Annotated in this window: 19 protein-coding genes, 2 tRNA genes and 5 pseudogenes; 18 read left to right on the top strand and 8 right to left on the bottom strand. The window is 71.2% G+C overall.

Annotated elements, in window-relative coordinates:
• Positions 1 to 21: 21 nt before the first annotated feature.
• A complete protein-coding gene (locus WKH84_RS08810) occupies positions 22 to 387 on the bottom strand; it encodes a metalloregulator ArsR/SmtB family transcription factor (protein WP_341856342.1) in 366 nt (121 codons plus the stop codon).
• A gap of 81 nt (positions 388 to 468) precedes the next feature.
• Between WKH84_RS08810 and arsB the strand changes: the two are divergent.
• The 3 genes and pseudogenes from arsB (at position 469) to WKH84_RS08825 (ending at position 3,355) form a co-directional block, all read left to right on the top strand.
• Positions 469 to 1,559: pseudogene (gene arsB, locus WKH84_RS08815) on the top strand (ACR3 family arsenite efflux transporter).
• Positions 1,560 to 1,582: 23 nt separating this feature from the next.
• Entirely contained in the window at positions 1,583 to 2,011 is a 429-nt protein-coding gene (locus WKH84_RS08820; RefSeq protein WP_341856343.1) for a low molecular weight phosphatase family protein, read from the top strand.
• Between the two features lie 26 nt (positions 2,012 to 2,037).
• Positions 2,038 to 3,355: pseudogene (locus WKH84_RS08825) on the top strand (FAD-dependent oxidoreductase).
• 336 nt (positions 3,356 to 3,691) lie between these two features.
• On the opposite strand, the gene WKH84_RS08830 reads toward WKH84_RS08825, so the two are convergent.
• Positions 3,692 to 3,759 (bottom strand) — tRNA-Lys (locus tag WKH84_RS08830).
• A 606-nt stretch (positions 3,760 to 4,365) separates the two neighbouring features.
• Between WKH84_RS08830 and WKH84_RS08835 the strand changes: the two genes are divergently transcribed.
• Together WKH84_RS08835 and WKH84_RS08840 are read left to right on the top strand one after the other, a co-directional pair.
• On the top strand, positions 4,366 to 4,677 hold the full coding sequence (locus tag WKH84_RS08835; protein WP_341856344.1) for a hypothetical protein: 312 nt from the start codon (positions 4,366 to 4,368) through the stop codon (positions 4,675 to 4,677).
• 211 nt (positions 4,678 to 4,888) lie between these two features.
• Positions 4,889 to 5,020 carry a hypothetical protein gene (locus WKH84_RS08840; RefSeq protein WP_341856345.1) on the top strand — a complete coding sequence of 44 codons (132 nt, stop codon included), beginning with the start codon at positions 4,889 to 4,891 and terminating at the stop codon, positions 5,018 to 5,020.
• 247 nt (positions 5,021 to 5,267) lie between these two features.
• Here WKH84_RS08840 and WKH84_RS08845 read toward each other — a convergent pair.
• Positions 5,268 to 5,340 (bottom strand) — tRNA-Lys (locus tag WKH84_RS08845).
• Between the two features lie 1,010 nt (positions 5,341 to 6,350).
• Here WKH84_RS08845 and WKH84_RS08850 point away from each other — a divergent pair.
• Entirely contained in the window at positions 6,351 to 6,629 is a 279-nt protein-coding gene (locus WKH84_RS08850) for a hypothetical protein (RefSeq protein ID WP_341856346.1), read from the top strand.
• Between the two features lie 124 nt (positions 6,630 to 6,753).
• Here WKH84_RS08850 and WKH84_RS08855 read toward each other — a convergent pair whose 3' ends face one another.
• Both WKH84_RS08855 and WKH84_RS08860 read right to left on the bottom strand, forming a co-directional pair.
• Positions 6,754 to 6,909, bottom strand: coding sequence for a hypothetical protein (locus WKH84_RS08855; RefSeq protein WP_341856347.1), 156 nt, complete (start codon positions 6,907 to 6,909; stop codon positions 6,754 to 6,756).
• Positions 6,910 to 6,985: 76 nt separating this feature from the next.
• A pseudogene (locus WKH84_RS08860) lies at positions 6,986 to 8,263 on the bottom strand (alanine/glycine:cation symporter family protein); the annotation flags it as partial.
• A gap of 339 nt (positions 8,264 to 8,602) precedes the next feature.
• Between WKH84_RS08860 and ectA the strand changes: the two are divergent.
• The 3 genes from ectA (at position 8,603) to WKH84_RS08875 (ending at position 11,149) form a co-directional block, all read left to right on the top strand.
• Complete coding sequence (ectA, locus tag WKH84_RS08865; RefSeq protein WP_341856348.1) at positions 8,603 to 9,145, top strand: diaminobutyrate acetyltransferase; 543 nt, start codon at positions 8,603 to 8,605, stop codon at positions 9,143 to 9,145.
• 94 nt (positions 9,146 to 9,239) lie between these two features.
• Positions 9,240 to 10,562 carry a diaminobutyrate--2-oxoglutarate transaminase gene (ectB, locus tag WKH84_RS08870; protein WP_341856349.1) on the top strand — a complete coding sequence of 441 codons (1,323 nt, stop codon included), beginning with the start codon at positions 9,240 to 9,242 and terminating at the stop codon, positions 10,560 to 10,562.
• A 194-nt stretch (positions 10,563 to 10,756) separates the two neighbouring features.
• A complete protein-coding gene (locus tag WKH84_RS08875) occupies positions 10,757 to 11,149 on the top strand; it encodes an ectoine synthase (protein WP_010550450.1) in 393 nt (130 codons plus the stop codon).
• 72 nt (positions 11,150 to 11,221) lie between these two features.
• On the opposite strand, the gene WKH84_RS08880 is transcribed toward WKH84_RS08875, so the two are convergent.
• The gene (locus WKH84_RS08880; protein WP_341856350.1) at positions 11,222 to 11,944 is read right to left on the bottom strand and encodes a hypothetical protein; all 723 of its coding nucleotides are present in this window, start codon (positions 11,942 to 11,944) and stop codon (positions 11,222 to 11,224) included.
• Between the two features lie 137 nt (positions 11,945 to 12,081).
• Between WKH84_RS08880 and WKH84_RS08885 the strand changes: the two genes are divergently transcribed.
• Positions 12,082 to 12,738 carry a YigZ family protein gene (locus WKH84_RS08885; RefSeq protein ID WP_341856351.1) on the top strand — a complete coding sequence of 219 codons (657 nt, stop codon included), beginning with the start codon at positions 12,082 to 12,084 and terminating at the stop codon, positions 12,736 to 12,738.
• 19 nt (positions 12,739 to 12,757) lie between these two features.
• Here the strand turns inward: WKH84_RS08885 and WKH84_RS08890 are convergent, their stop codons facing one another.
• On the bottom strand, positions 12,758 to 13,099 hold the full coding sequence (locus WKH84_RS08890) for a hypothetical protein (protein WP_341856352.1): 342 nt from the start codon (positions 13,097 to 13,099) through the stop codon (positions 12,758 to 12,760).
• A gap of 204 nt (positions 13,100 to 13,303) precedes the next feature.
• Positions 13,304 to 13,588 carry a GlsB/YeaQ/YmgE family stress response membrane protein gene (locus tag WKH84_RS08895; protein ID WP_341856353.1) on the bottom strand — a complete coding sequence of 95 codons (285 nt, stop codon included), beginning with the start codon at positions 13,586 to 13,588 and terminating at the stop codon, positions 13,304 to 13,306.
• 535 nt (positions 13,589 to 14,123) lie between these two features.
• Here WKH84_RS08895 and WKH84_RS08900 point away from each other — a divergent pair.
• The 8 genes and pseudogenes from WKH84_RS08900 to WKH84_RS08935 form a co-directional block, all read left to right on the top strand.
• A pseudogene (locus tag WKH84_RS08900) lies at positions 14,124 to 14,432 on the top strand (AMP-binding protein); the annotation flags it as partial.
• 191 nt (positions 14,433 to 14,623) lie between these two features.
• Positions 14,624 to 14,971 carry an AMP-binding protein gene (locus WKH84_RS08905; protein WP_341856825.1) on the top strand — a complete coding sequence of 116 codons (348 nt, stop codon included), beginning with the start codon at positions 14,624 to 14,626 and terminating at the stop codon, positions 14,969 to 14,971.
• Positions 14,972 to 14,973: 2 nt separating this feature from the next.
• Positions 14,974 to 15,162, top strand: a pseudogene (locus WKH84_RS08910) (AMP-binding protein); the annotation flags it as partial.
• 842 nt (positions 15,163 to 16,004) lie between these two features.
• Positions 16,005 to 16,673: a hypothetical protein gene (locus WKH84_RS08915; RefSeq protein WP_341857080.1), complete on the top strand. Its 669-nt coding sequence runs from the start codon at positions 16,005 to 16,007 to the stop codon at positions 16,671 to 16,673.
• A complete protein-coding gene (locus WKH84_RS08920) occupies positions 16,639 to 17,406 on the top strand; it encodes a hypothetical protein (protein ID WP_341856354.1) in 768 nt (255 codons plus the stop codon). The genes WKH84_RS08915 and WKH84_RS08920 overlap by 35 nt, the downstream gene beginning before the upstream one ends.
• On the top strand, positions 17,394 to 18,116 hold the full coding sequence (locus WKH84_RS08925) for a hypothetical protein (protein ID WP_341856355.1): 723 nt from the start codon (positions 17,394 to 17,396) through the stop codon (positions 18,114 to 18,116). The genes WKH84_RS08920 and WKH84_RS08925 overlap by 13 nt, the downstream gene beginning before the upstream one ends.
• Positions 18,113 to 18,874 carry a hypothetical protein gene (locus WKH84_RS08930; protein ID WP_341856356.1) on the top strand — a complete coding sequence of 254 codons (762 nt, stop codon included), beginning with the start codon at positions 18,113 to 18,115 and terminating at the stop codon, positions 18,872 to 18,874. Before WKH84_RS08925 ends, WKH84_RS08930 begins: the two co-directional genes overlap by 4 nt.
• Complete coding sequence (locus WKH84_RS08935) at positions 18,835 to 19,767, top strand: M1 family aminopeptidase (RefSeq protein ID WP_341856826.1); 933 nt, start codon at positions 18,835 to 18,837, stop codon at positions 19,765 to 19,767. Before WKH84_RS08930 ends, WKH84_RS08935 begins: the two co-directional genes overlap by 40 nt.
• Positions 19,768 to 19,843 lie beyond the last annotated feature (76 nt).

Below are 19,843 nucleotides of genomic sequence, written 5' to 3' on the forward strand. Positions count from 1 at the left end.
GACAGGGTGAGAGGGAGGGGTTCAGGCGATGTCGAGGAAAGCGCGGAGCTCGGCGAAGGCTGAGGGGACGACGGTGTAGTGGGCCCAGCGGCCCTTCTGCTCGCGCGTGAGCAGGCCGGCGTCGACGAGCTTCTTCATGTGGTGGCTGACGGTGGGCTGACTGATGCCGAGCGGCTCGGTGAGGTCGCACGCGCAGACCGACTCGCAGCCCTGGGCGGCGACGTGGGAGAGGAGCCGGAGGCGTGTGGGGTCGGACAGCGCCTTGAGCAGGGAGGCGATCCGTTCGGCGTCGACGGTGTCGACCGGGCCCGCGGACAGCGTGCGGCACTCGTCGGCGTTGGTCGTCGCCGTGATTCCGGTGGCGGTGGCGTCGGTCGTCGTGGTCATGCTCTCACCTTACATTGACAGTCATCGATGTGGAACATAGCGTACTCATCGATAACTGTCGATGGAAGGTGTCGAGGTCTGATGAGTACGACCGCCAAGGATGTGGAGCGACCGCGCGTGATGAAGGAGATGTCCTTCCTCGATCGATGGCTCCCGGTATGGATCCTGGCCGCCATGGCCGTGGGTCTACTGCTGGGGCGGTTCGTCCCCGGCCTGAACACCGCGCTGGAGGCGGTGAAGATCGGGTCCGTGTCCCTGCCCATCGCGATCGGGTCGCTGGTGATGATGTATCCGGTCCTGGCGAAGGTCCGTTACGACGAGACCCGGCGCATCGGCGCGGACCGACGCCTGCTGGTGACCTCGCTGGTGCTGAACTGGATCGTCGGACCGGCCCTCATGTTCGGCCTCGCGTGGATCTTCCTTGCCGACCTGCCGGAGTACCGGACCGGCCTGATCATCGTCGGACTCGCGCGCGCATCGCGATGGTGCTCATCTGGAACGACCTCGCCTGCGGTGACCGCGAAGTCGCCGCCGTGCTGGTCGCGATCAACTCCGTCTTCCAGGTGATCGCCTTCGGTGCCCTGGGCTGGTTCTACCTCCAGGCGGCGCCGTCGTGGCTGGGGTCGCCGACCACGTCGGCCGAGTTCTCGATCGGCGCGATCGTCCTCAGCGTGCTGATCTTCCTCGGGATCCCCCTTGTCGCCGGGTTCCTGACCCGCATCCTCGGGGAACGGGCGAAGGGTCGGACCTGGTACGAGGAGCGATTCCTCCCGAAGATCGGCCCGTGGGCGCTGTACGGGCCGCTGTTCACGATCGTTCTGCTGTTCGCCCTCCAGGGCGACGCGATCATCTCCGCCCCGGGAGACGTGGCCCGCATCGCCCTGCCGCCGCTGGTCTACTTCGTGGTCATGTTCCTGGGGTCCTTCCTGCTCGGCCGTGCGATCGGCATGAACTACGCGAAGTCCACGACCGTCGCGTTCACCGCCTCGGGCAACAACTTCGAGCTCGCCATCGCCGTCGCCATCGGCACCTTCGGCGTCACCTCGGGCCAGGCCCTCGCCGGGGTCGTCGGCCCCCTGATCGAGGTCCCCGTCCTCGTCGCCCTCGTCTACGTCGCCCTCGCGATGGGCCGCCGGCTCTTCCCCGGCGACCCCACTGTCCCCACCCGATGACCCCACAGAGAGGCCCGCTCGCTATGACCACGAAGCGCTCTTCAGTCCTGTTCGTGTGCGTGAAGAACGGCGGCAAGTCCCAGATGGCGGCCGCGCTCATGCGCCTCCACGCCGGAGATGCCATCGACGTCCGCTCCGCCGGCACTCGCCCCGGCACCGCCATTAATGCTCAGTCCGCGGAGGCCATCGCCGAGGTCGGCGCGGATATGTCCTCTGCCGTCCCGCGACCGGTCACCCTCCGAGCGCTGCGCGGCGTCGATCACGTGATCGTCATCGGCGGCGAAGCCGTCATCGAACCCGTCGAGGGAATGGCCGCGTCGGTCACCACCTGGCACACCGATGAGCCCTCGCTGAGGGGCATCGACGGGATGGAGCGCATGCGCCTGGTGCGCGACGACATCGACACCCACGTCCGTGCACTCCTGAGCGACCTCACCCCTACCGCGAACTGACCGCATCCGCAGCAAGGAGCCCCATCATGCTGACCACCGCAACGAGCTCGCATCCCGTCGTCGTCATCGGCGCTGGCCCCATCGGCCTGGCCGCCGCCGCCCACCTCTCCGAGCGCGGTCTGCCGTTCCTCGTCCTCGAGGCCGGGACCACAGCAGGAGCAGCGATAGCCGACTGGGGGCACACCCGGCTTTTCTCCCCGTGGCAGTACAACCTCGACACCGCCGCACAGCGACTCCTCGAGGCCAACGGCTGGACCCCTCCCGACGCCGACGCCCTGCCGACCGGTCACGAACTGCGCGAGCAGTACCTCGAACCCCTCGCCCAGCTTCCGCAGCTCGCCGAGTCGATCCGCTACGACGCACGCGTCACCGCTGTCTCCCGCGCCGGCATGGACAGGAGCCGCACCGCGCGCCGGGAGGAGACCCCCTTCCTCGTCCGGATCGAGAACGCTGACGGACACAGCGAAGACGTCCTAGCCTCCGCCGTCATCGATGCCTCCGGCACCTGGTCCACCCCTAACCCGCTGGGCCAGGCCGGTCTCCTCGCCCCCGGTGAACGACAGGCCGTCGCTGCGGGCCGCATCACCCCGCCGGCGCCGGATGTGCTGGGTCGTGATCGCGATCGTGTCGCCGGCAAGCGCGTCATGGTCACCGGCGCTGGCCACTCGGCCGCGAACACCCTGCTGGACCTCGCAGAACTGGGTTCGACCACCGTGATCACCTGGGCCGTCCGCACCGCGGACCTCACCCGCGTCTACGGCGGCGGTGAACAGGACGAGCTCTCGGCCCGAGGAGCGCTCGGCTCCCAGTTGCGCGAGCTGGTCGACTCCGGACGCATCAAGGTCCTCACCTCCTTCACCATCACCCGCTTCTCCGGCGAGGACGCGCTGACCGTTCACGCTGTGACCCCGGACGGAGAGCGCGAGGTCACTGTGGACGTGCTGGTGCCTGCGACCGGGTTCCGTCCTGAACTGAGGATGCTCTCCGAGCTCAGGCTGAACCTGGACCCGGCGGTCGAGGCCCCCGCCCAACTGGGACCGCTCATCGACCCCGAGTTCCACTCCTGCGGATCTGTAGAGCCTCACGGGGAAAGAGTCCTCGCCCACCCCGAGAAGAACTTCTACATCGTCGGCATGAAGAGCTACGGACGCGCCCCCACGTTCCTCATGGCGACCGGCTATGAGCAGGTCCGCTCCATCGCAGCGTCTCTCGCCGGCGACCGCGACGGCAGACGCGGTCCGCCTCGAACTGCCCGAGACCGGCGTGTGCACCACCGACCTCGGCGGCAGTTGCGATGCGCCCACGAAGGCGACCGACGTCTGCGGAGCGTCCGCACCCAGCTAGGAATCGTGCCGCACCGGACCACAACCCAGCGCGATTGCTAGCGGTCTGCAAAAACCCAACAGGTAACTAGATTCCGAGCGCGCGCCCAAACTTCGCCGTAGAGCAACTGACCGATGCCCCACAGAGAAAATTCGATCCCGAAGATTGCCGTGCGGTGGAATCAGCCCCGACCCCGGACTGCCGTTCCCGCGAGACTCTCATCGCGGATATCGCTCTCGTCCCGCGAACGCGGCCGGCAGGCGTGCTCCCCCGTCAAGTGAGCCGGAATCGCTACCACGTTGCTGTCAAACCACTCCGCAGGACACGATGGTGTCGCCGAAAATGAGCTCTGACCAGTGGGCCCGGAGGGGATCGAACCCTCGACCCGCGGATTAAAAGTCCGCCATCATACCGCCCGCAATCACGATTGTCGCAGGTCAGCGTCCTTACTCTGGTGGGCGGAACCCGACAGACACCATCGCGTTGCTGTCAGCGTTGCTGTCAGCGCACCGCGCCTCCTCGGTCGACCCCGAGACAAGTTCTACGTTCTCCCCACCCTGAGCGAGCGCCCGTAGGCCCGGAGCGGAGCGAGGACACGAGGGTCGCTCGCTTCGGGGCGCGCGACCGCCGCTTGAAACTTCCGGCGACTGGCTCCTTCACGGGCACACGCACTCGCCCGCGGCGATGGACGCTGATCTCCCACGACAGATCCATGTGGGGTGGGACGCCTGGCGCAGGCCGGTGAGCGAGTCCGAGATTCTCCGCCTCATGAGACACAACTCGAACTCTTGACGCCCGCTGAACCACAGATCATGCGATGCCTACTCGCTCACTGGCCCCGGAGTACCTCGACGCGGCGAGTGCCTCGCGAGCGCACGGGCCGACAGTAGCTTCTCCGTTGCCTCGGTTAGGTCCGCGCCGCGAGTGCGTATGCGAGCATGCTGTGCATGAATCGCGAGGCGCCTCTACCGCAGGACGCACCGCCGCGCTCTGCGTCTTCCCAGAAGTCGTCGCGAGAGAGCTTCTGGATCATGCTCGCCGGCTCGGCCGTAGGGCTTGTGGTCGGATGGCTCTGGATCTCTGCCGCCTACTCAAGTCAGTACAACGGCACTGATGCAAACTTCTCGAGCACCGGCGGCTCGGGCTGGTTCCTCGGCGTCGTGCCGGTCCTCGTTGTGGGAGCGGTCTATCACCTCGCACTGCCGCCAGTAGGTTTCAAGGCATACCGCACAAACGGCCTGTTTTTGGTGCTGGTTGCCGCTGGCGTGTCAGCGGGGCTGTACGCGTTCCAGATCATCCCGACTGCGATGGCCACGGGTGGACCGGAGCGCTTCGTTCCGTAGCTCAATTAGCCCGTCGCGGTCGGCTCAGCTGTCCCTAGACGATGAGCTGGCTGGCGAGTGCCTGACTGCATCAGAGCTCGAGGCGAGAGTCTGTCGAGCTGACACTTTTGCCCTTCTCCCTCGCGTAGGCGATCTCGCGCCGTGTCGCCGACCCGAGGTATCCACCTTCGCTCACCACTCGAACCTCGTCCGAGATGTCGATACGTCGTAGATGCAGTTCACCCAGGGCCTCACGTCGTGCTGGCGTCAGTTCTTCATCGATCGCTTCGGGCGCGAGCACGATCTTCCGAAGCGCGGTGAGACGCCGCCGCTCCGACTCGAAGAGGTCCTGGAAGCGGAGTGATCCACAGAGGCAAACTACTCCTGGTCGGTCGGTGGGAACCATGTATCAAACTCCTTGATGCTAGGACGCGAGCGCAAGAGACAAAGGCTGAACGATCTGTCCCGATGACCTCCGTCGTGTGGCAAGCGGCTAGTTGCCATCGCCCCTCCCCGAGCACAGCTCACACAGCCGCGTTGCTGTCAAAGGCGCTGTCAAACCCGGTTCGGAGGCTTTCCCCTAGCGGAAACTCCTCCGGCCTGACCTGCAGTGGGCCCGGAGGGGATCGAACCCTCGACCCGCGGATTAAAAGTCCGATGCTCTGCCGACTGAGCTACAGGCCCGTGCCCGCTGAACGGGCGCACCCATCCTACCGGCGTGCACCCGCATCGGCGTCCGGGCGTCCGGGCGTTGTGCCTCGTGCGGGCATCGCGTCGGCCGCAGCATCGACGGCCGAGTCGACGACGGGGTCGACGGTCGCGCGCGACCGCGGCGCCGGCCGCCCCGGCCGATGCCGCCGCGGCCTTCCGCGCCGGGAATGCGTACAGGAACCCGGTCACGGGCCGCAGCAGCACCGCGAGCACGCAGACGCCGATGGTCACCGCGTAGTACAGCGCGAACGTCCCCGGACCGGCGGGCAGGTCGCTGTGCCGGCCGAGGAGCTCGATCACCGGCAGGTGCACCAGATACGGGACGATCGAGTTGCGGCCCAGCCACTCCACGGGGCGCGCGCGCGCGACCCGCGGTAGACGTTGGAGGACGCCCACCACCCCCACGACGGCCAGCAAGCACCACGACCTGGGTGAGCACGGGTACCTGCGGCTCCGCGTCGGAACGGGCGGCGTGCGCGCCCAGGCCGCCGCGACGGCGAGCGCGGGGACCGTCACCGCCCAGGGCACCGGCCGGCGGGCGAGCACCGGTCGCAGCGCGGCGCCCGCGAAGAAGAACACCGCGTAGAACACGAACTTGTCCGGGCGCGGCCCGACCAAGTCGTGCGCGGTCCCGAGCAGCGGCGGCGCCGTCCACGCCACCACCGAGGCGAGCGCCACCCAGGCGGGATGGATCCGGCGGGTCAGCAGGCCGGTCACGTAATAGCAGAACAGCGCGGCGAGGAACCAGATGTACATCCCGTTCAGCCACCACAGCGGCTCGTCGGCGTGGCCCCAGCCGAGGATCGGCGGCATCACCGCGGACCACAGCAGCCACGGCCACAGCGGCCCGCGCGCCTTCCCGGCGAGGAAGCGGCCGGGCGGGCGGCGCAGCGAACGGGCCAGCAAGCAGACCCGAGGCGAACAGCGGCGCCGGCATCCGGAAGGGGGCGAGCGCCTCGGACAGCTCGACCATCGCCCAGGGCGTGCCGCCGTCCCAGATCTGCTGGACCAGGCGCAGGTGGTGTGCGATCACCAGCAGGATCGCCGTGCCCCGCAGGAGATCCATCCAGTGCTCACGGGTGGGCTCGCCCGTCGGCGCCGCGGCGCTCGTAGCGCGCGCAGGGCCCGTCGCGGTCGCAGGGCTCGAGAGGGCCCTCGTCCCCGTCGCAGGGCTCGCGGTGTCGCTGGTACTGCTCGTCATCGCGGACGAGGCTACGAGCGCGCCGCGCCGAGAGCGTGCACGTCCTCGGCGCGGCGCGTGAAGACTCTGTGCCCATCGGGGCGGGCGCGACGAACCTCCGAGGCGGGGTCGACGCCCACCGAGGCAGGGTCGACGCCCTTCGGACATGGGGCGACGAGCCCGTCGGCCCGCCGCGATCCCGACCGTCAGCGGGCGGCGGCCTCCTCGCGGGCGTCCTGGTAGTCGCACACGTCCTCGTCGACCCAGACCTCGACGTTCTTGATCTCGGGCAGGTCGGAGGCCAGGAAGATCGGGTCCAGGCCCTGGGCGCGCTGGGCGTTGTAGTGCTTCAGCGCCTTCACCGCCGTGGGGGCCAGCGAGCGCGATCACCACGAGGTTGATCAGCGCGATGAACACCATCGAGACGCCCGCGATGGTCCAGGCGAGGTCGACGGCGATCACGGAGCCCATCAGCACCAGCGCCACGACGGCGACGCCGAAGGCGACGTGCCAGCCCCGCTTCGAGGTCAGGAAGTGCATGTTCGCCTCCCCGTAGGAGAAGTTGCCCAGCACCGAGGTGAAGGCGAGCAGGAACATGATCGCCGCGAGCAAAACCGCGGCCCACGGCCCGAGAGTCGAGGACAGCGACTGCTGGACCATCATCAGTCCCTCACCGCCGGTGGAGACGTCGGGGAAGGAGACCAGCACGATGAACGCGGTGATCGAGCAGATCAGCAGGGTGTCGAAGTAGACGCCGAAGGTCTGGACAAGACCCTGCTTGACCGGGTGGCTGACCGAGGCGGTCGCGGCGACGTTCGGGACCGAGCCCATGCCGGCCTCGTTCGAGAGCATGCCGCGCTGGACGCCGTTGACGATCACGGCGCCGATGCCGCCGCCGATCGCGGCCTGCGGGGACACCGCCTCGGTGACGATCTGGGTGAGCACACGGGGCACCTCGCCCAGGTGCAGGCCGACGATGACGATGCCGATCAGCAGGTAGAGCCCGGCCATGATCGGGACCATGTTCTGGGCGACGGTCGCCACGCGGCGCATGCCGCCGAAGATGATCCCGGCGGTGAGCGCCGCGAGCAGGATCCCCAGCGCCGGCGCGAGCCAGGACAGACCCTCGGGGTCGGCGTAGAGGGCGACGGCGCCGGTGACGGCGTCGACGATGGTGTTGGCCTGCAGCGAGGTGAAGGCGAAGGCGAAGCAGAAGATGAACAGCACTGCGAAGAAGGCGCCGAAGCCGCGCGAGCCGAGGCCGCGGTGGATGTAGAAGGCGGGGCCGCCCTTGTAGGTGTCGTCCGCGCGGGTCTTCCACAGCTGGGCGAGGGTCGACTCGATGAAGCTCGCAGCGCCGGTGAGCACGCACATCACCCACATCCACAGCACCGCGCCGGGGCCGCCGAGGAAGATCGCGCCGGCCACGCCGGAGATGTTGCCGGTGCCCACGCGGGCCGCGGCGGAGACGGAGAAGGCCTGGAAGGCGCTGAGGGACTTCGAGCGCTTCGCGTCGTTGCCGGGGCCCTCGACCTCCTCCTGAACGGGCTTCTGCGCGATCGCGGAGAGCATCGCGGGGATCATCCGCAGCCGCACCACGCCGGTGCGGACGGTGAAGTAGAGGCCGAGGAGGATGACCACGGGCATCCCTGCCCAGGTCCACAGCCAGCCCTCGGCGTTGCCGAGGAACTCGTTGAGGGATTCGAGGGGATTCATGGGCTCGACGGTAGCGGGAGGGGCGGGCCCTCCCCGGGGTCTCCGCCCGACGGGCAGGGCGAAGGAGTCCTCTAGGTCCCCGCGCGCGTAGGTCGTGTCCCAGTGCACGGACACGTGATGCACACCACGTCCAGTCTCGCAAACCCCGGATCCGCGCACCGACCTGCAGGACAACACCGCAGGTCGCTACACATCGAACGGGGTTGTCGGACAATCCGCGGAGCGGACGTCAGATCGTCACGATTGCGTCACGACACACCGAGGAACCCCCTCCACGGCCCGACCGAGGGGTCCCGATCGACGCGTCACCGGGCTAGCGTGGACGGCGATATGGGCCCGTTGACGACGCACAGCGCAGACCATCCTTCACCCACCGATCAGGCCGCGGGAGACAGCCCCGGCCTTCAGATCCGGCCTCCGTCCCTGGCCGACGGCGCCGCCATGTGGCGCCTGGCCCGCGACAGCGGCTCGCTCGACCTGAACACCTCCTACGCCTACCTCCTGCTGGCCCGCGACTTCGCGGCCACCTCCCGCCTCGCCGTGCGGGATGGGGAGGGCGTGGGCTTCGTGCTCGGGTACCTCCGTCCCGCCGCGCCCGAGACGCTCTTCGTCTGGCAGATCGCGGTGGACTCCTCCCAGCGCGGCAAGCAGGTCGCCGGCCGGATGCTCGACGCCCTGCTCGAGGACCTCCCGCAGGTGAGGCGGCTCGAGACCACCATCACGGAGGACAACACCGCCTCGCAGCGGCTTTTCGCCTCCTTCGCCCGCCGTCACGGCGCGAGCGAGGAGATCACCGAGCTGATCACCGAGGAGCACTTCCCGGACGCCGGCCACGGCGCGGAGCCGCTCCACACGATCAGTCCCCTGCACGCCGGGAGCTGAGCTCTCCACCCGTGCCCCACTACCGGGCAGGGTCGCCTCCGCGCGCCCTCCTGCCCTCCGCAGACCACCGCACCACCCCACCCGAGGAGATGGCATGACCACGACCGCCCCGCACGACACCGCCGCGAAGCGCCAGCCGGCCGACCAGGCCGGCGCCCCGTCCGTCGACCCGACCGAGCTCGAGTCCGGCGTCCGCTCCTACTCCCGCGGCTGGCCCGCCGTGTTCACCCACGCCAAGGGCTCCGTGCTGACCGCCGAGGACGGCAAGGAGTACATCGACTTCTTCGCCGGCGCCGGCACCCTGAACTACGGCCACAACCACCCCGAGCTCAAGAAGGTCGTCATCGACCACTACCTCGAGGACCGCGTGGTGCACGGCCTGGACATGTTCACCGATGTGCGCCGCGAGTTCCTGCAGACCTTCGACGAGAAGATCCTGAGGCCCCGCGGCCTGGACTACAAGGTCGCCTTCCCCGGCCCCGGCGGCACCAACGCGGTCGAGGCCGCGCTGAAGCTGGCCCGCAAGGTCACCGGGCGCGAGTCCGTCGTGAGCTTCACCAACGGCTTCCACGGCATGACCCTCGGCGCGCTGTCCGTGACCGGCAACTCGATGAAGCGCGGCGGTGCCGGCATTCCGCTGGTGCACTCCACCCCGATGCCCTTCGACGACTACTTCGGCCAGGTCGTCCCCGACTTCATGTACCTCGAGCGCCTGCTCACCGACGGCGGCTCCGGGCTGAACAAGCCCGCCGCCGTGATCGTCGAGACGGTGCAGGGCGAGGGCGGGATCAACGCCGCCCGCGCCGAGTGGTCGCGCGGCCTCGCGGATCTGTGCAAGGAGCACGAGATCCTGCTGATCGTCGACGACATCCAGATGGGCCGCGGCCGCACCGGCGGGTTCTTCAGCTTCGAGGAGGCCGGGATCGAGCCCGACATGGTCACCCTGTCGAAGTCGATCAGCGGCTACGGCCACCCGCTCGCGCTCACCCTGATCAAGCCCGAGCTGGACATCTGGGAGCCCGGGGAGCACAACGGCACCTTCCGCGGCTTCGGCCCCGCCTTCGCCACCGCCACCAAGGCCATCGAGCTGTTCTGGAGCGATGACGAGCCGCAGCGGTCCACCGAGGCCAAGGGTGCCTACATCGAGTCGCGCTTCAACCGGATCGCCGCCCGTCACGCCGACCACGAGCTCGTGGTCAAGGGCCGCGGTCTCGCCCGCGGCCTGCAGATGCCCTCCGGCGAGATCGCCGGCGCCATCGCCGCGCGCTCCTTCGAGGAGGGCCTGCTGGTGGAGACCTCCGGCCCGGACGACGAGGTCGTGAAGCCGCTGCCCGCGCTCACCATTCCCGAGGAGCCGCTCGAGAAGGGCCTGGACATCATCGAGGCCGCCGTCGACGAGGCCCTCGCCGCCGCCTGAGGCTCCACAGCCCGAGGTACGGTCGCCCGAGGCCGCCGGCGTCGCAGACAGACGCGCCCCGTCGGTCTCGGTGCCGCACCTCGGACCCCACTCCCCGTCGGCCCGTCGCCTCGCGCGGCGGGCCGACGCCCGCGGGCCGCTGTGCGCTCCCGCGGACCACGACCAGAAGATCCCCACCGGAAGGACCACGAAACATGCTCGTCCGCTCGCTCGCCGAGATCGAGGACACCGACGCCGACGTGAAGTCGGAGAACTGGCGCTCCAAGCGCATCATCCTGGCGAAGGAGGGCGTGGGCTTCTCCGTCCACGAGACCACCCTCTACGCCGGCACCGAGAGCTTCTTCTGGTACGCCAACCACATCGAGGCCGTCTTCATCACGCAGGGCGAGGGCACCATCGAGGATCTCGCGACCGGTGAGATCCACGAGCTGGCCCCCGGCACGCTGTACCTGCTCAACGACCACGACAAGCACAAGGTGCGCCCCCGCACCGAGATCAAGTGCGTGTGCGTGTTCAACCCGCCCGTGACCGGGCGCGAGGTGCACGACGAGAACGGCGTGTACCCGCTGATCACCGAGGACGCCTGAGCGTCCCGCCCGCGCGACCCCTGGGCTGAGCGACCGACGGGCCCGGCAGGAGCATCGCTCCTGCCGGGCCCGTCATGCATCCCCGGCGTGCGGCGGCCGCGGGCCGGCGGGCGCCCGTCCGCAGCGGTCTCGCCGACGCTGTGAGGGTGCGCCGGTCCGGCTCAGTCGCGGCCGCGGCGCACGAGCAGGATGATCACGCCGACCATCAGCAAGCAGGAAGCCGAGCACGCCGCCGCCGATGGCCAGGAGGATCCCGCCGAGGCCGGCGAAGATGCCGCCGATCGAGACGGGCGGGCCGATCATCACGGGCGTGCCGCCGCAGTCGATCGTGTAGTCGCCGGCCTCCTCGGCGGTGAAGGAGTCGAAGGAGTCCCATTCCCGTCCCTCGTTGCCGAAGCCGCTGGTCTGGATGGTGCCCTCGCCGACGGCGGGGCCGTCGATCGTGCACTGCGGGGCGGGCGTGCCCTCCTCGGCGTACAGCCGCACCGTCTCGTCGGCCTCGGCGGTGTATGTGCCGGAGCCGCTCTCGAGGATCTGATACTTCTCGGCGCCGCCGGCGACCTGGCCGAACCCGATCACGGCCGTCACGATCCCGATCACGAGGCTGAGCCCGATGATCACGGCGCCGAGGATGATCAGGACCTTGGGCGCCTTCGACGGCTTCTTCGCCGGGGCGGCCGCGGACTGGTTCCAGCCGCCGGGATGGGGCGCGCCACCGGGCCGCGGGCCGGGCTGGTTCCAGCCTCCGCCGGGCGGCGGGGCGAGCGGACCGGAGGATGAGGGCGGCTGTGTCACGGGATGCTCCTGAAGGGGTCGCGCAGTGGGACGGTCACGAGGAGCGGATGCCGACCCCCGACGACACCGACAGGCTATCCGGCGGAGGCCCCGACCGGCAGGCACATGCCGTGACCGGCACGCCTAGACTCGCCTCCATGACCTCTCCCCTCGTCCTCGCCGCCGATGTCGAGACCGAGCTGGTGGAGAAGAAGTCCCGCTTCCTCACCCGGTCGCGCACGGGGTCAGCGAGGTCGGGCAGGCCGACGCCCTGCTCGCGCGCCGCCCGCGCCGAGCATCCCGGTGCCCGTCACCACTGCACCGCCCTCGTGCTCGAGGAGACGGCCGAGCGGGCCGAGGTCCATCGCAGCAACGACGACGGGGAGCCCTCCGGCACCGCGGGCATGCCGATGCTGCAGTCGCTGCTGCACGCGGACCTCGTGGACGTCTTCGCGATCGTGATCCGCTACTTCGGCGGGGTGAAGCTCGGTGCGGGCGGGCTGGTGCGCGCCTACACCGCAGGCGTCGAGCAGGCCGTCGCCGCGGCGACGCCGCTGCGGCGCACGGACCTGCTGGAGGCGCGGATCGAGGTGCCGCCGGCCGAGGTGGGGATCGCGGAGAACGCCGTGCGGGTCTGGACCGCATCCCGCGGCGCGGCGGTGGAGCCCACCGAGTACGGGGCGCGCGCGGCGCCGCTCACCGTGCTCGTGGACCCCTCGGACCTCGAGGACCTGCGCGAGGACACGGCCCGCTGGTCCGCGGGGCGGCGCACGGTGGAGGTCATCGGCCGTCGCACGGCCGACGTGCCGCTGTGACGGCCTCCCGCCGGGCGGGTCAGATGTCGTCCTCGAGCGCCGGACCGCCCTCGTTCTCCCAGTTCTCGATGCGCTTGACGGTGCGAGGGTTGAACTTCTGGCGCACGCCGTGGCCGACGCCGGCCTCGTCGTCGGCCGGGAGGAGCTCGACGCCGAGCTCCTCGAGGCCGGCGCGCGCGACACGGCTCCGCTCCTCGTCGAGATCCTGGACGCCTCGCTCGAAGGCGCGGACGTCCTCGGCCTCCAGCCCCGTGCGCGCCGCGATCACGGCGACGGAGACCTGGGCGAGGGCGCGACCGGCGCGCGCGAGATCGGCGGTGATCAGCGGGGATGCGGTGGCCTGCGGGTCGGTGGAGGTCATGACCCCAGCCTCGCCCATCGGTGCGGGGATTTCCAGCGTTCCCGCATTCCGCGGAGTCCCACACGGAGGCAGAGGCCGAACTCCTCGGCCCCGCCGCCCGAGGACGACCCTCTGCGAACGCCTCCGTGAACGGCGCAGCGCCGCCCCGGGGGACCCGGGACGGCACGGCGGAGGTAGGGCGCGGACAGGCCGCGCCCCCAGGGATCAGGCGCGGTTCTTGGTCGCGAGTCCGTAGATCACCATGACGACGATCGCGCCGATCACGGCGAGCAGGATCGTGCCGATGCTCCACGGGTTGTTCATGATTCCCGAGATGCCGTCGCCGCCGAAGAGGTCGCCGATGAAACCGCCGACGACCGCGCCGATAACGCCGAGGACGATGGTCATGCCCAGGCCCATGCCCTGCTTGCCGGGCATGACGGCGCGGGCGAGGAGCCCGATGATCGCGCCGATGATGAGCCAGGAGATGATCAGACCGATGAGTCCCATGGTGAAACTCCTTGAGATCGGGGAAGGGTGTGCACATCCAATGTAACGCTCTGTGCGTTCATGTCCCGGCATTCGCGACCGACCCTTCGGTCGGAGCGGTGATCCGGTACTGCCTTCCCGGTCCGGCCGCCTCCCATGAATCGTCCCCTGCCGCTCGGCGCCTCCGCAGGTCCGCGCGCGTCCACCCCTCCGCAGAGGGAGCGTTGCGGGATCGGAGAGGGAACACCGCGGGATCACGGCGGGAACGGCCGGGGAACAGCTCGGGAACGACGCCGAGGCGGGGCCGGGGCGAGCGCGCGACGGCGCCGGGACAGAACCGGTCGCGAACAGGGGCGATGCGTGCTAGTCACCTCATCAGCGCAGGTCACAGGGCGACCGAGGTCTCCTCGCCCCGCCTGGTCACGTCCCCCGGTCCGACAGGTCGTTAGGGGACAATCAGGGCGTGACAGACGCTCACCCCGCCCTCCTCCCTGCGCTCCTCGCCGGGGACCGCGCCCCGGCGCCCAGCACGCTCGTCGAGATCTTCCGCCACGTCGTGGAGGCGCACGGCGAGGCGCCCGCCGTCCACGCGGGCGCCGAGGTCCTCTCCTACACTGCGCTCGAGGAGGCCGCGTCCGAGGTCGCCGGCCGGCTCGCCGCGATCGGCACCGGGCCCGGCACGAAGATCGGGGTGCGGATCAGCTCCGGCACCACCGACCTGTACGTCGCGATCCTCGGGATCCTGCTGGCTGGCGCGGCCTACGTCCCGGTCGACGCCGACGACCCCGACGAGCGCGCCCGCGTCGTCTTCGAGGAGTCCGCGGCCCTCGCCGTCATCGGCGACGACCTCGTCATCACCCCCACCGGGGCCGGGAACGCACAGGTCCCCGCCGGTGCGCCGGCGCACGCGGCCCCATCGGCTCCCGGAGCCGCGGCGAGCGAGACGTCGGCCGGCATGCCCGGGGCGGCCGGCGCGCCCGAGTCACCCGCCGCGCACGACGCCGCCGACGCGTCCGCCGCGCCGCGGGACCCCTCCCCAAGGACGACGCCTGGGTCATCTTCACCTCCGGCTCCACCGGCAGGCCCAAGGGCGTCGCCGTCTCCCACCGCAGCGCCGCCGCCTTCGTCGAGGCCGAGTCGCAGATGTTCCTGCAGCAGGCGCCGATCGGGCCGGGTGACCGGGTGATGGCGGGACTGTCCGTCGCCTTCGACGCGAGCTGCGAGGAGATGTGGCTGGCCTGGGCGTACGGCGCCTGCCTGGTGCCCGCGCCGCGCTCGCTGGTGCGCTCCGGCGTGGACGTCGGCCCCTGGCTCGAGGCGAACCGGATCTCGATCGTCTCCACCGTCCCCACCCTCGTCTCCCTCTGGCCCGACTCGGCGGCGCGCGCGAGGTGCGGTCGCTGATCATGGGCGGCGAGGCCTGCGCGCCCGAGCTCGCCGCCCGCCTCCAGGTCCCCGGCCGCGAGGTGTGGAACACCTACGGCCCCACCGAGGCGACCGTCGTCGCCTGCGGCGCGATGCTCGACGGCACGGCGCCGGTGCGGATCGGCCTGCCCCTGGCCGGCTGGGACCTCGCCGTCGTCGACGGCGAGGGGAGCCCCGTTGCCCCCGGCGAGAGCGGCGAGCTGATCATCGGCGGCGTGGGCCTGGCCCGTTATCTCGACCCCGCCAAGGACGCCGAGAAGTACGCGCCCATGCCCACGCTCGGCTGGGAGCGCGCCTACCGCTCCGGCGACATCGTGGTCAACGACCCCGACGGGTCGCTCTTCGCCGGCCGCGCCGACGACCAGATCAAGCTCGGCGGGCGCCGCATCGAGCTCGGCGAGATCGACGACCAGCCGCTGCGCCTGCCCGGCGTGGTCGGCGCCGCGACCGCCGTGCGCTCCAGCCGTTCGGGCAACAAGCTCCTGGTCGGCTACCTGACCGTCGAGGACTCCTATGACGCCGAGATCGCCCGCGGACTGCTGCGCCGGCGGATGCCCGCCGCGCTCGTGCCGCGCCTGGCCGTGGTCGAGGACCTCCCCACCCGCACCTCCGGCAAGATCGACCGCGACGCCCTGCCCTGGCCGCTGCCCGGCTCCTCGGAGCGCGCGCCGAGCTCTCCGGCACCGCCGCCTGGATCGCGGAGATCTGGGCCGACGTGCTCGGCGCCGAGGTCACCTCCGTGGGGGACGACTTCTTCGACCTCGGCGGCGGCTCCCTCACCGCCGCGCAGGTGGTCAGCCGGGTCGCGCGAGCAAGACCCCGAGCTGACCGTCGGCGACGTGTACCAGCAGTCCTCCGTCGCGGCGCTCGCCGCGCACCTGGACGCGATGGGCTCCACCGCCGTGCGCAGCGACCGCACCGTCGCCCCGCGCGCCGCCGCACCCAGCTCGCCCAGCCGCTGGCGCTGCCGCCGCTGCGCGGCCTCGCCGCGCCGCGTGGCATCACCTGGCTGATGCTCGCCTCCACCGTGCTCGCCGCGGTCACGGACGTGCCGTGGATCGTCGCCTTCCCGCTGTGGCTGGTGGTCCCGATGACGATCGCGCTCGTCCTGCCCCCGGGACGGATGGCCCTCGCCGCCCTCCTCGCACGGTCGCTGCTGCGCGGCGTCACCCCCGGCGCGCATCCCCGCGGTGGGAGGGTGCATCTCGCGCTGTGGATCGCCGAGCACGTCCAGGACGAGCTCGGGGCGACCTCCCTCTCCGGCGCGGTGTGGTTCCCCTGGTACGCGCGGGCGCTCGGCGTGAGGCTCGGCAAGGGCGCGGACCTGCATGCCCTGCCGCCCGTCACCGGGATGCTCGAGATCGGGGACGGCGCCTCGATCGAGCCCGAGGTGGACCTGGCCGGCTACTGGATCGACGGGGACGTCGCCGCACATCGGCCCCGTCCGGATCGGGAAGCGGGCCCGCATCGGCGCCCGCAAGCACCCTCGGCCCCGGCGCCCGAATCGGGAAGGACGCCGAGGTCGCGCCCGGCTCGGCCGTGCTCGGGAAGGTGCCGGCCGGCGAGTTCTGGTCCGGCTCCCCCGCCGCCCGTCGCGCCGCGGCCCGCGGCCCCTGGTCCGACGAGGCACCGCCGCGCAGGCCGCAGTGGGAGATCGTCTACGGGGCGCTGTCGCTGCTGATCGCCGCGCCGCCCGGCCTCGGCGTGCTGGTGGGCGGCGCGGTGTCGCGCTCCCCGCCCTGCGGGGCGCGGACACCTTCGAGCAGGCCGTGCTCGCGGCCCTGCCGTGGTCGCCGCTCGCGGCGCTCGCCGGCTTCGCGGCCGTGGCGCTCGCGGTGCTGGTGCTCACCCGCCTGCTCGCCCTCGCCATCTCCCCCGGCCACCATCCGATGCGCTCCGCGGCGGGCGTGTCGATCTGGGCGACGCCGCGCCTGCTGGACGAGGCCCGCGCCTGGCTGTTCCCGCTGTACGCCGGCGGGCTCACCCCGATGTGGATGCGGATGCTCGGTGCGAAGGTCGGCCGGGGCTCGGAGATCTCCACCGCCCTGCTGATCCCGAGCCTCGTCACCGTCGGCGACCACTCCTTCCTCGCCGACGACACGCTGGTGGGTCCCTACGAGCTCGGCGGCGGCTGGATCCGCGTGGAGCGGGTGAAGGTCGGCAAGCGCGCCTTCGTCGGCAACTCCGGCATGCTCGCCGCGGGCCGCAAGGTGCCCAAGCAGTCGCTGGTCGCGGTGCTCTCCGCCGCCCCGCGCCGCAAGTCCGCGAAGTCCGGCACCTCCTACCTCGGCTCCCCGCCGAAGACGCGCGCCGCGCCGAGGAGGAGCACGACGCCGCCCTCACCTACGACCCGCCGAAGCACCTGCTGGTACAGCGCGGCCTGGTCGAGACGGCGCGCCTGGTGCCGCCGCTGATCGCGCCGCTGTTGCCCGTGGCGGTGTGGGGCGCGGTCTACGCGCTCCTCGCGCGCGGCGGGCCCTGGATCCTCCTCGCCGTCCTGCTCGGCGGGGTCGTGCTGGTGCTGGCCGGCATCGTCGCCGCGGCGATCACCGTGATCGCGAAGTGGCTGATCATCGGCCGGCATCGCCCGGGCGAGCACGCCCTGTTCACCGCCTACGTGTGGCGCTCCGAGCTCGCCGACACCTTCACCGAGGTGCTCGCCGCGCCGTGGTTCGCGACCTCGACCGCCGGCACCGTGGCGCTGAACCTGTGGTCGCGGGCGCTCGGCGCGAGGGTCGGCGCGGGCGTGTGGTGCGACTCGTACTGGTCGCCGGAGACGGACCTGGTCACCCTCGGCGACGGCGCGACCGTGAACCGCGGTCGCGTGGTCCAGACCCACCTGTTCCAGGACCGCGTGCTGAGCATGGACGCCGTGACCCTCGGCGAGGGTGCGACCCTGGGGCCCGGCGGCGTGATCCTGCCCGCCGCGGAGATCGACCGCCACGCGACCGTCGGCCCCGTGTCCCTGGTGATGCGCGGCGAGCGCGTGCCGCCCGGGACCCGCTGGAGCGGCAACCCGATCGGCCCCTGGGCCGACGACGACGCCCCGCTGAACGGCACCGCCGACGAGCACGACGACGAGGACGACGCGCGCGAGCGCGAGCACATGGAGGAGCGCGCATGAGCACCACCCGACCGGGCAGCGACCCCTATCTCCCGGGGCACGGCGACGCCTCCTACTCCGTGCAGCGGTACGCGCTCGACCTCGCCTACAAGGTCGAGACGAACCGTCTGGACGGCACCGCGACCCTGAGTCGCCAGGTGCACGAGGACACCGGCGCGCCGCACCTGGACCTCTACGGCCTGCAGGTCTCCTCCGTGAAGCTCGACGGGAAGCCGGTCAAGCACAGCCACCACGGCGGCGACCTCACCCTGAGGGCGTCGTTCACCGCGGGGCAGGAGGCGACGATCGAGGTGCGCTACGGCGGCAAGCCGCGCCCGGTCCGCTCGCGCCTGCACGGGCCGACCGGCTGGGAGGAGCTGGAGGACGGGGTGATCGTCGCCGCCCAGCCGCACGGCGCCCCCTCCTGGTTCCCCTGCAACGATCGCCCGGACGACAAGGCGGTCTACGAGATCAGCCTGGCCGCGAACCCCGCCTATCACGTCGCCGTCTCCGGCGAGCTGGAGGGAAGCGCCGCAAGGGCAACGCCACCACCTGGAGCTACCGCCAGGACGTCCCGATGCCGACCTATCTCGCCACGATCCAGATCGGCCGGTACACCGAGGTGCCGCATCGCGGGGCGTCCGTGCCGGTCCGCTCCCTGGTGCCCGCCGGGGTGGGCGCGAAGGAGCTCGCGCACGGCTTCGCCCGGCGACCCGAGATGCTCGAGCTGTTCACCCGCATGTACGGCCCCTACCCCTTCCCCTCCTACACCGCGGTGATCACCGAGGACGAGCTGGAGATCCCGCTGGAGTCCCAGGCGCTGTCCACCTTCGGCCGCAACCACCTGGCCGAGGACTGGGAGGCGGAGCGGCTGACCGCCCATGAGCTGTCCCACCAGTGGTTCGGCAACGCCGTGACCCTCAAGCGGTGGCAGGACATCTGGTCGCACGAGGGCTTCGCCTGCTACAGCGAATGGCTGTGGGCGGAGGAGACCGGCCGCTCCACCCTCGAGGACGAGGCCCGCCGCCACCACGCGGCGCTCGCGGAGTCGCCCGAGGACCTGCTGGTGGCCGATCCCGGTCCGGAGCTGATGTTCGACGACCGGCTGTACAAGCGCGGCGCCCTGGCCCTGCACGCCCTGCGCCGCCGCGTGGGCGACGAGACGTTCTTCCCGCTGATCCGGTCGTGGCTGGCGCAGAACCTCGGCGGCTCGGTGACCACCGAGATGTTCGAGGAGCATGCCGCGCGCGAGAGCGGCGAGGACCTCACGGACCTGTTCGCCGCGTGGCTCCACGACGAGGAGCCGCGGACCTGCCCGATCAGCCCGCCGCTCGATAGCCCACCCATCGGGGGTCGCGGTCCCTGTTCTCGCGCGGCTGACGGTCCGGCGCGGTCAGCCCTGCGCCACCAGGATCACGAACCCCTCGGGCGCCTCGGCCTCGCGCAGGTCATGATCCGCGAGGCGCACCTCGGGCATCGCGGTGCGCGGCCCGGTGCCGAGGAGCTTGAGCACCGCCTCCTTGCCGGCCCAGAGGCGCGCCCGCTCCTCGGCGCTGCGGTCCTGACCTGCTTCGGCCGGGTGCGGCGACGAGGGAGGGGTCCCAGCCGCGGTCGACCGCCGCGATCTCCTCGAGGTCCACCCCGAGCCCGCCGCCGAGGCGCACGGCGGTGAGCAGATGCGGGCCCGAGCGGGAGAGGCTCACGCCGAGCACCGGACGCGGGCTCGTGTTGGCGCCGTGTCCTGCGGC

The organism is Brachybacterium sp. GPGPB12 (assembly GCF_038396325.1).
In the GTDB taxonomy this organism is placed as follows: Bacteria; Actinomycetota; Actinomycetes; order Actinomycetales; family Dermabacteraceae; genus Brachybacterium; species Brachybacterium conglomeratum.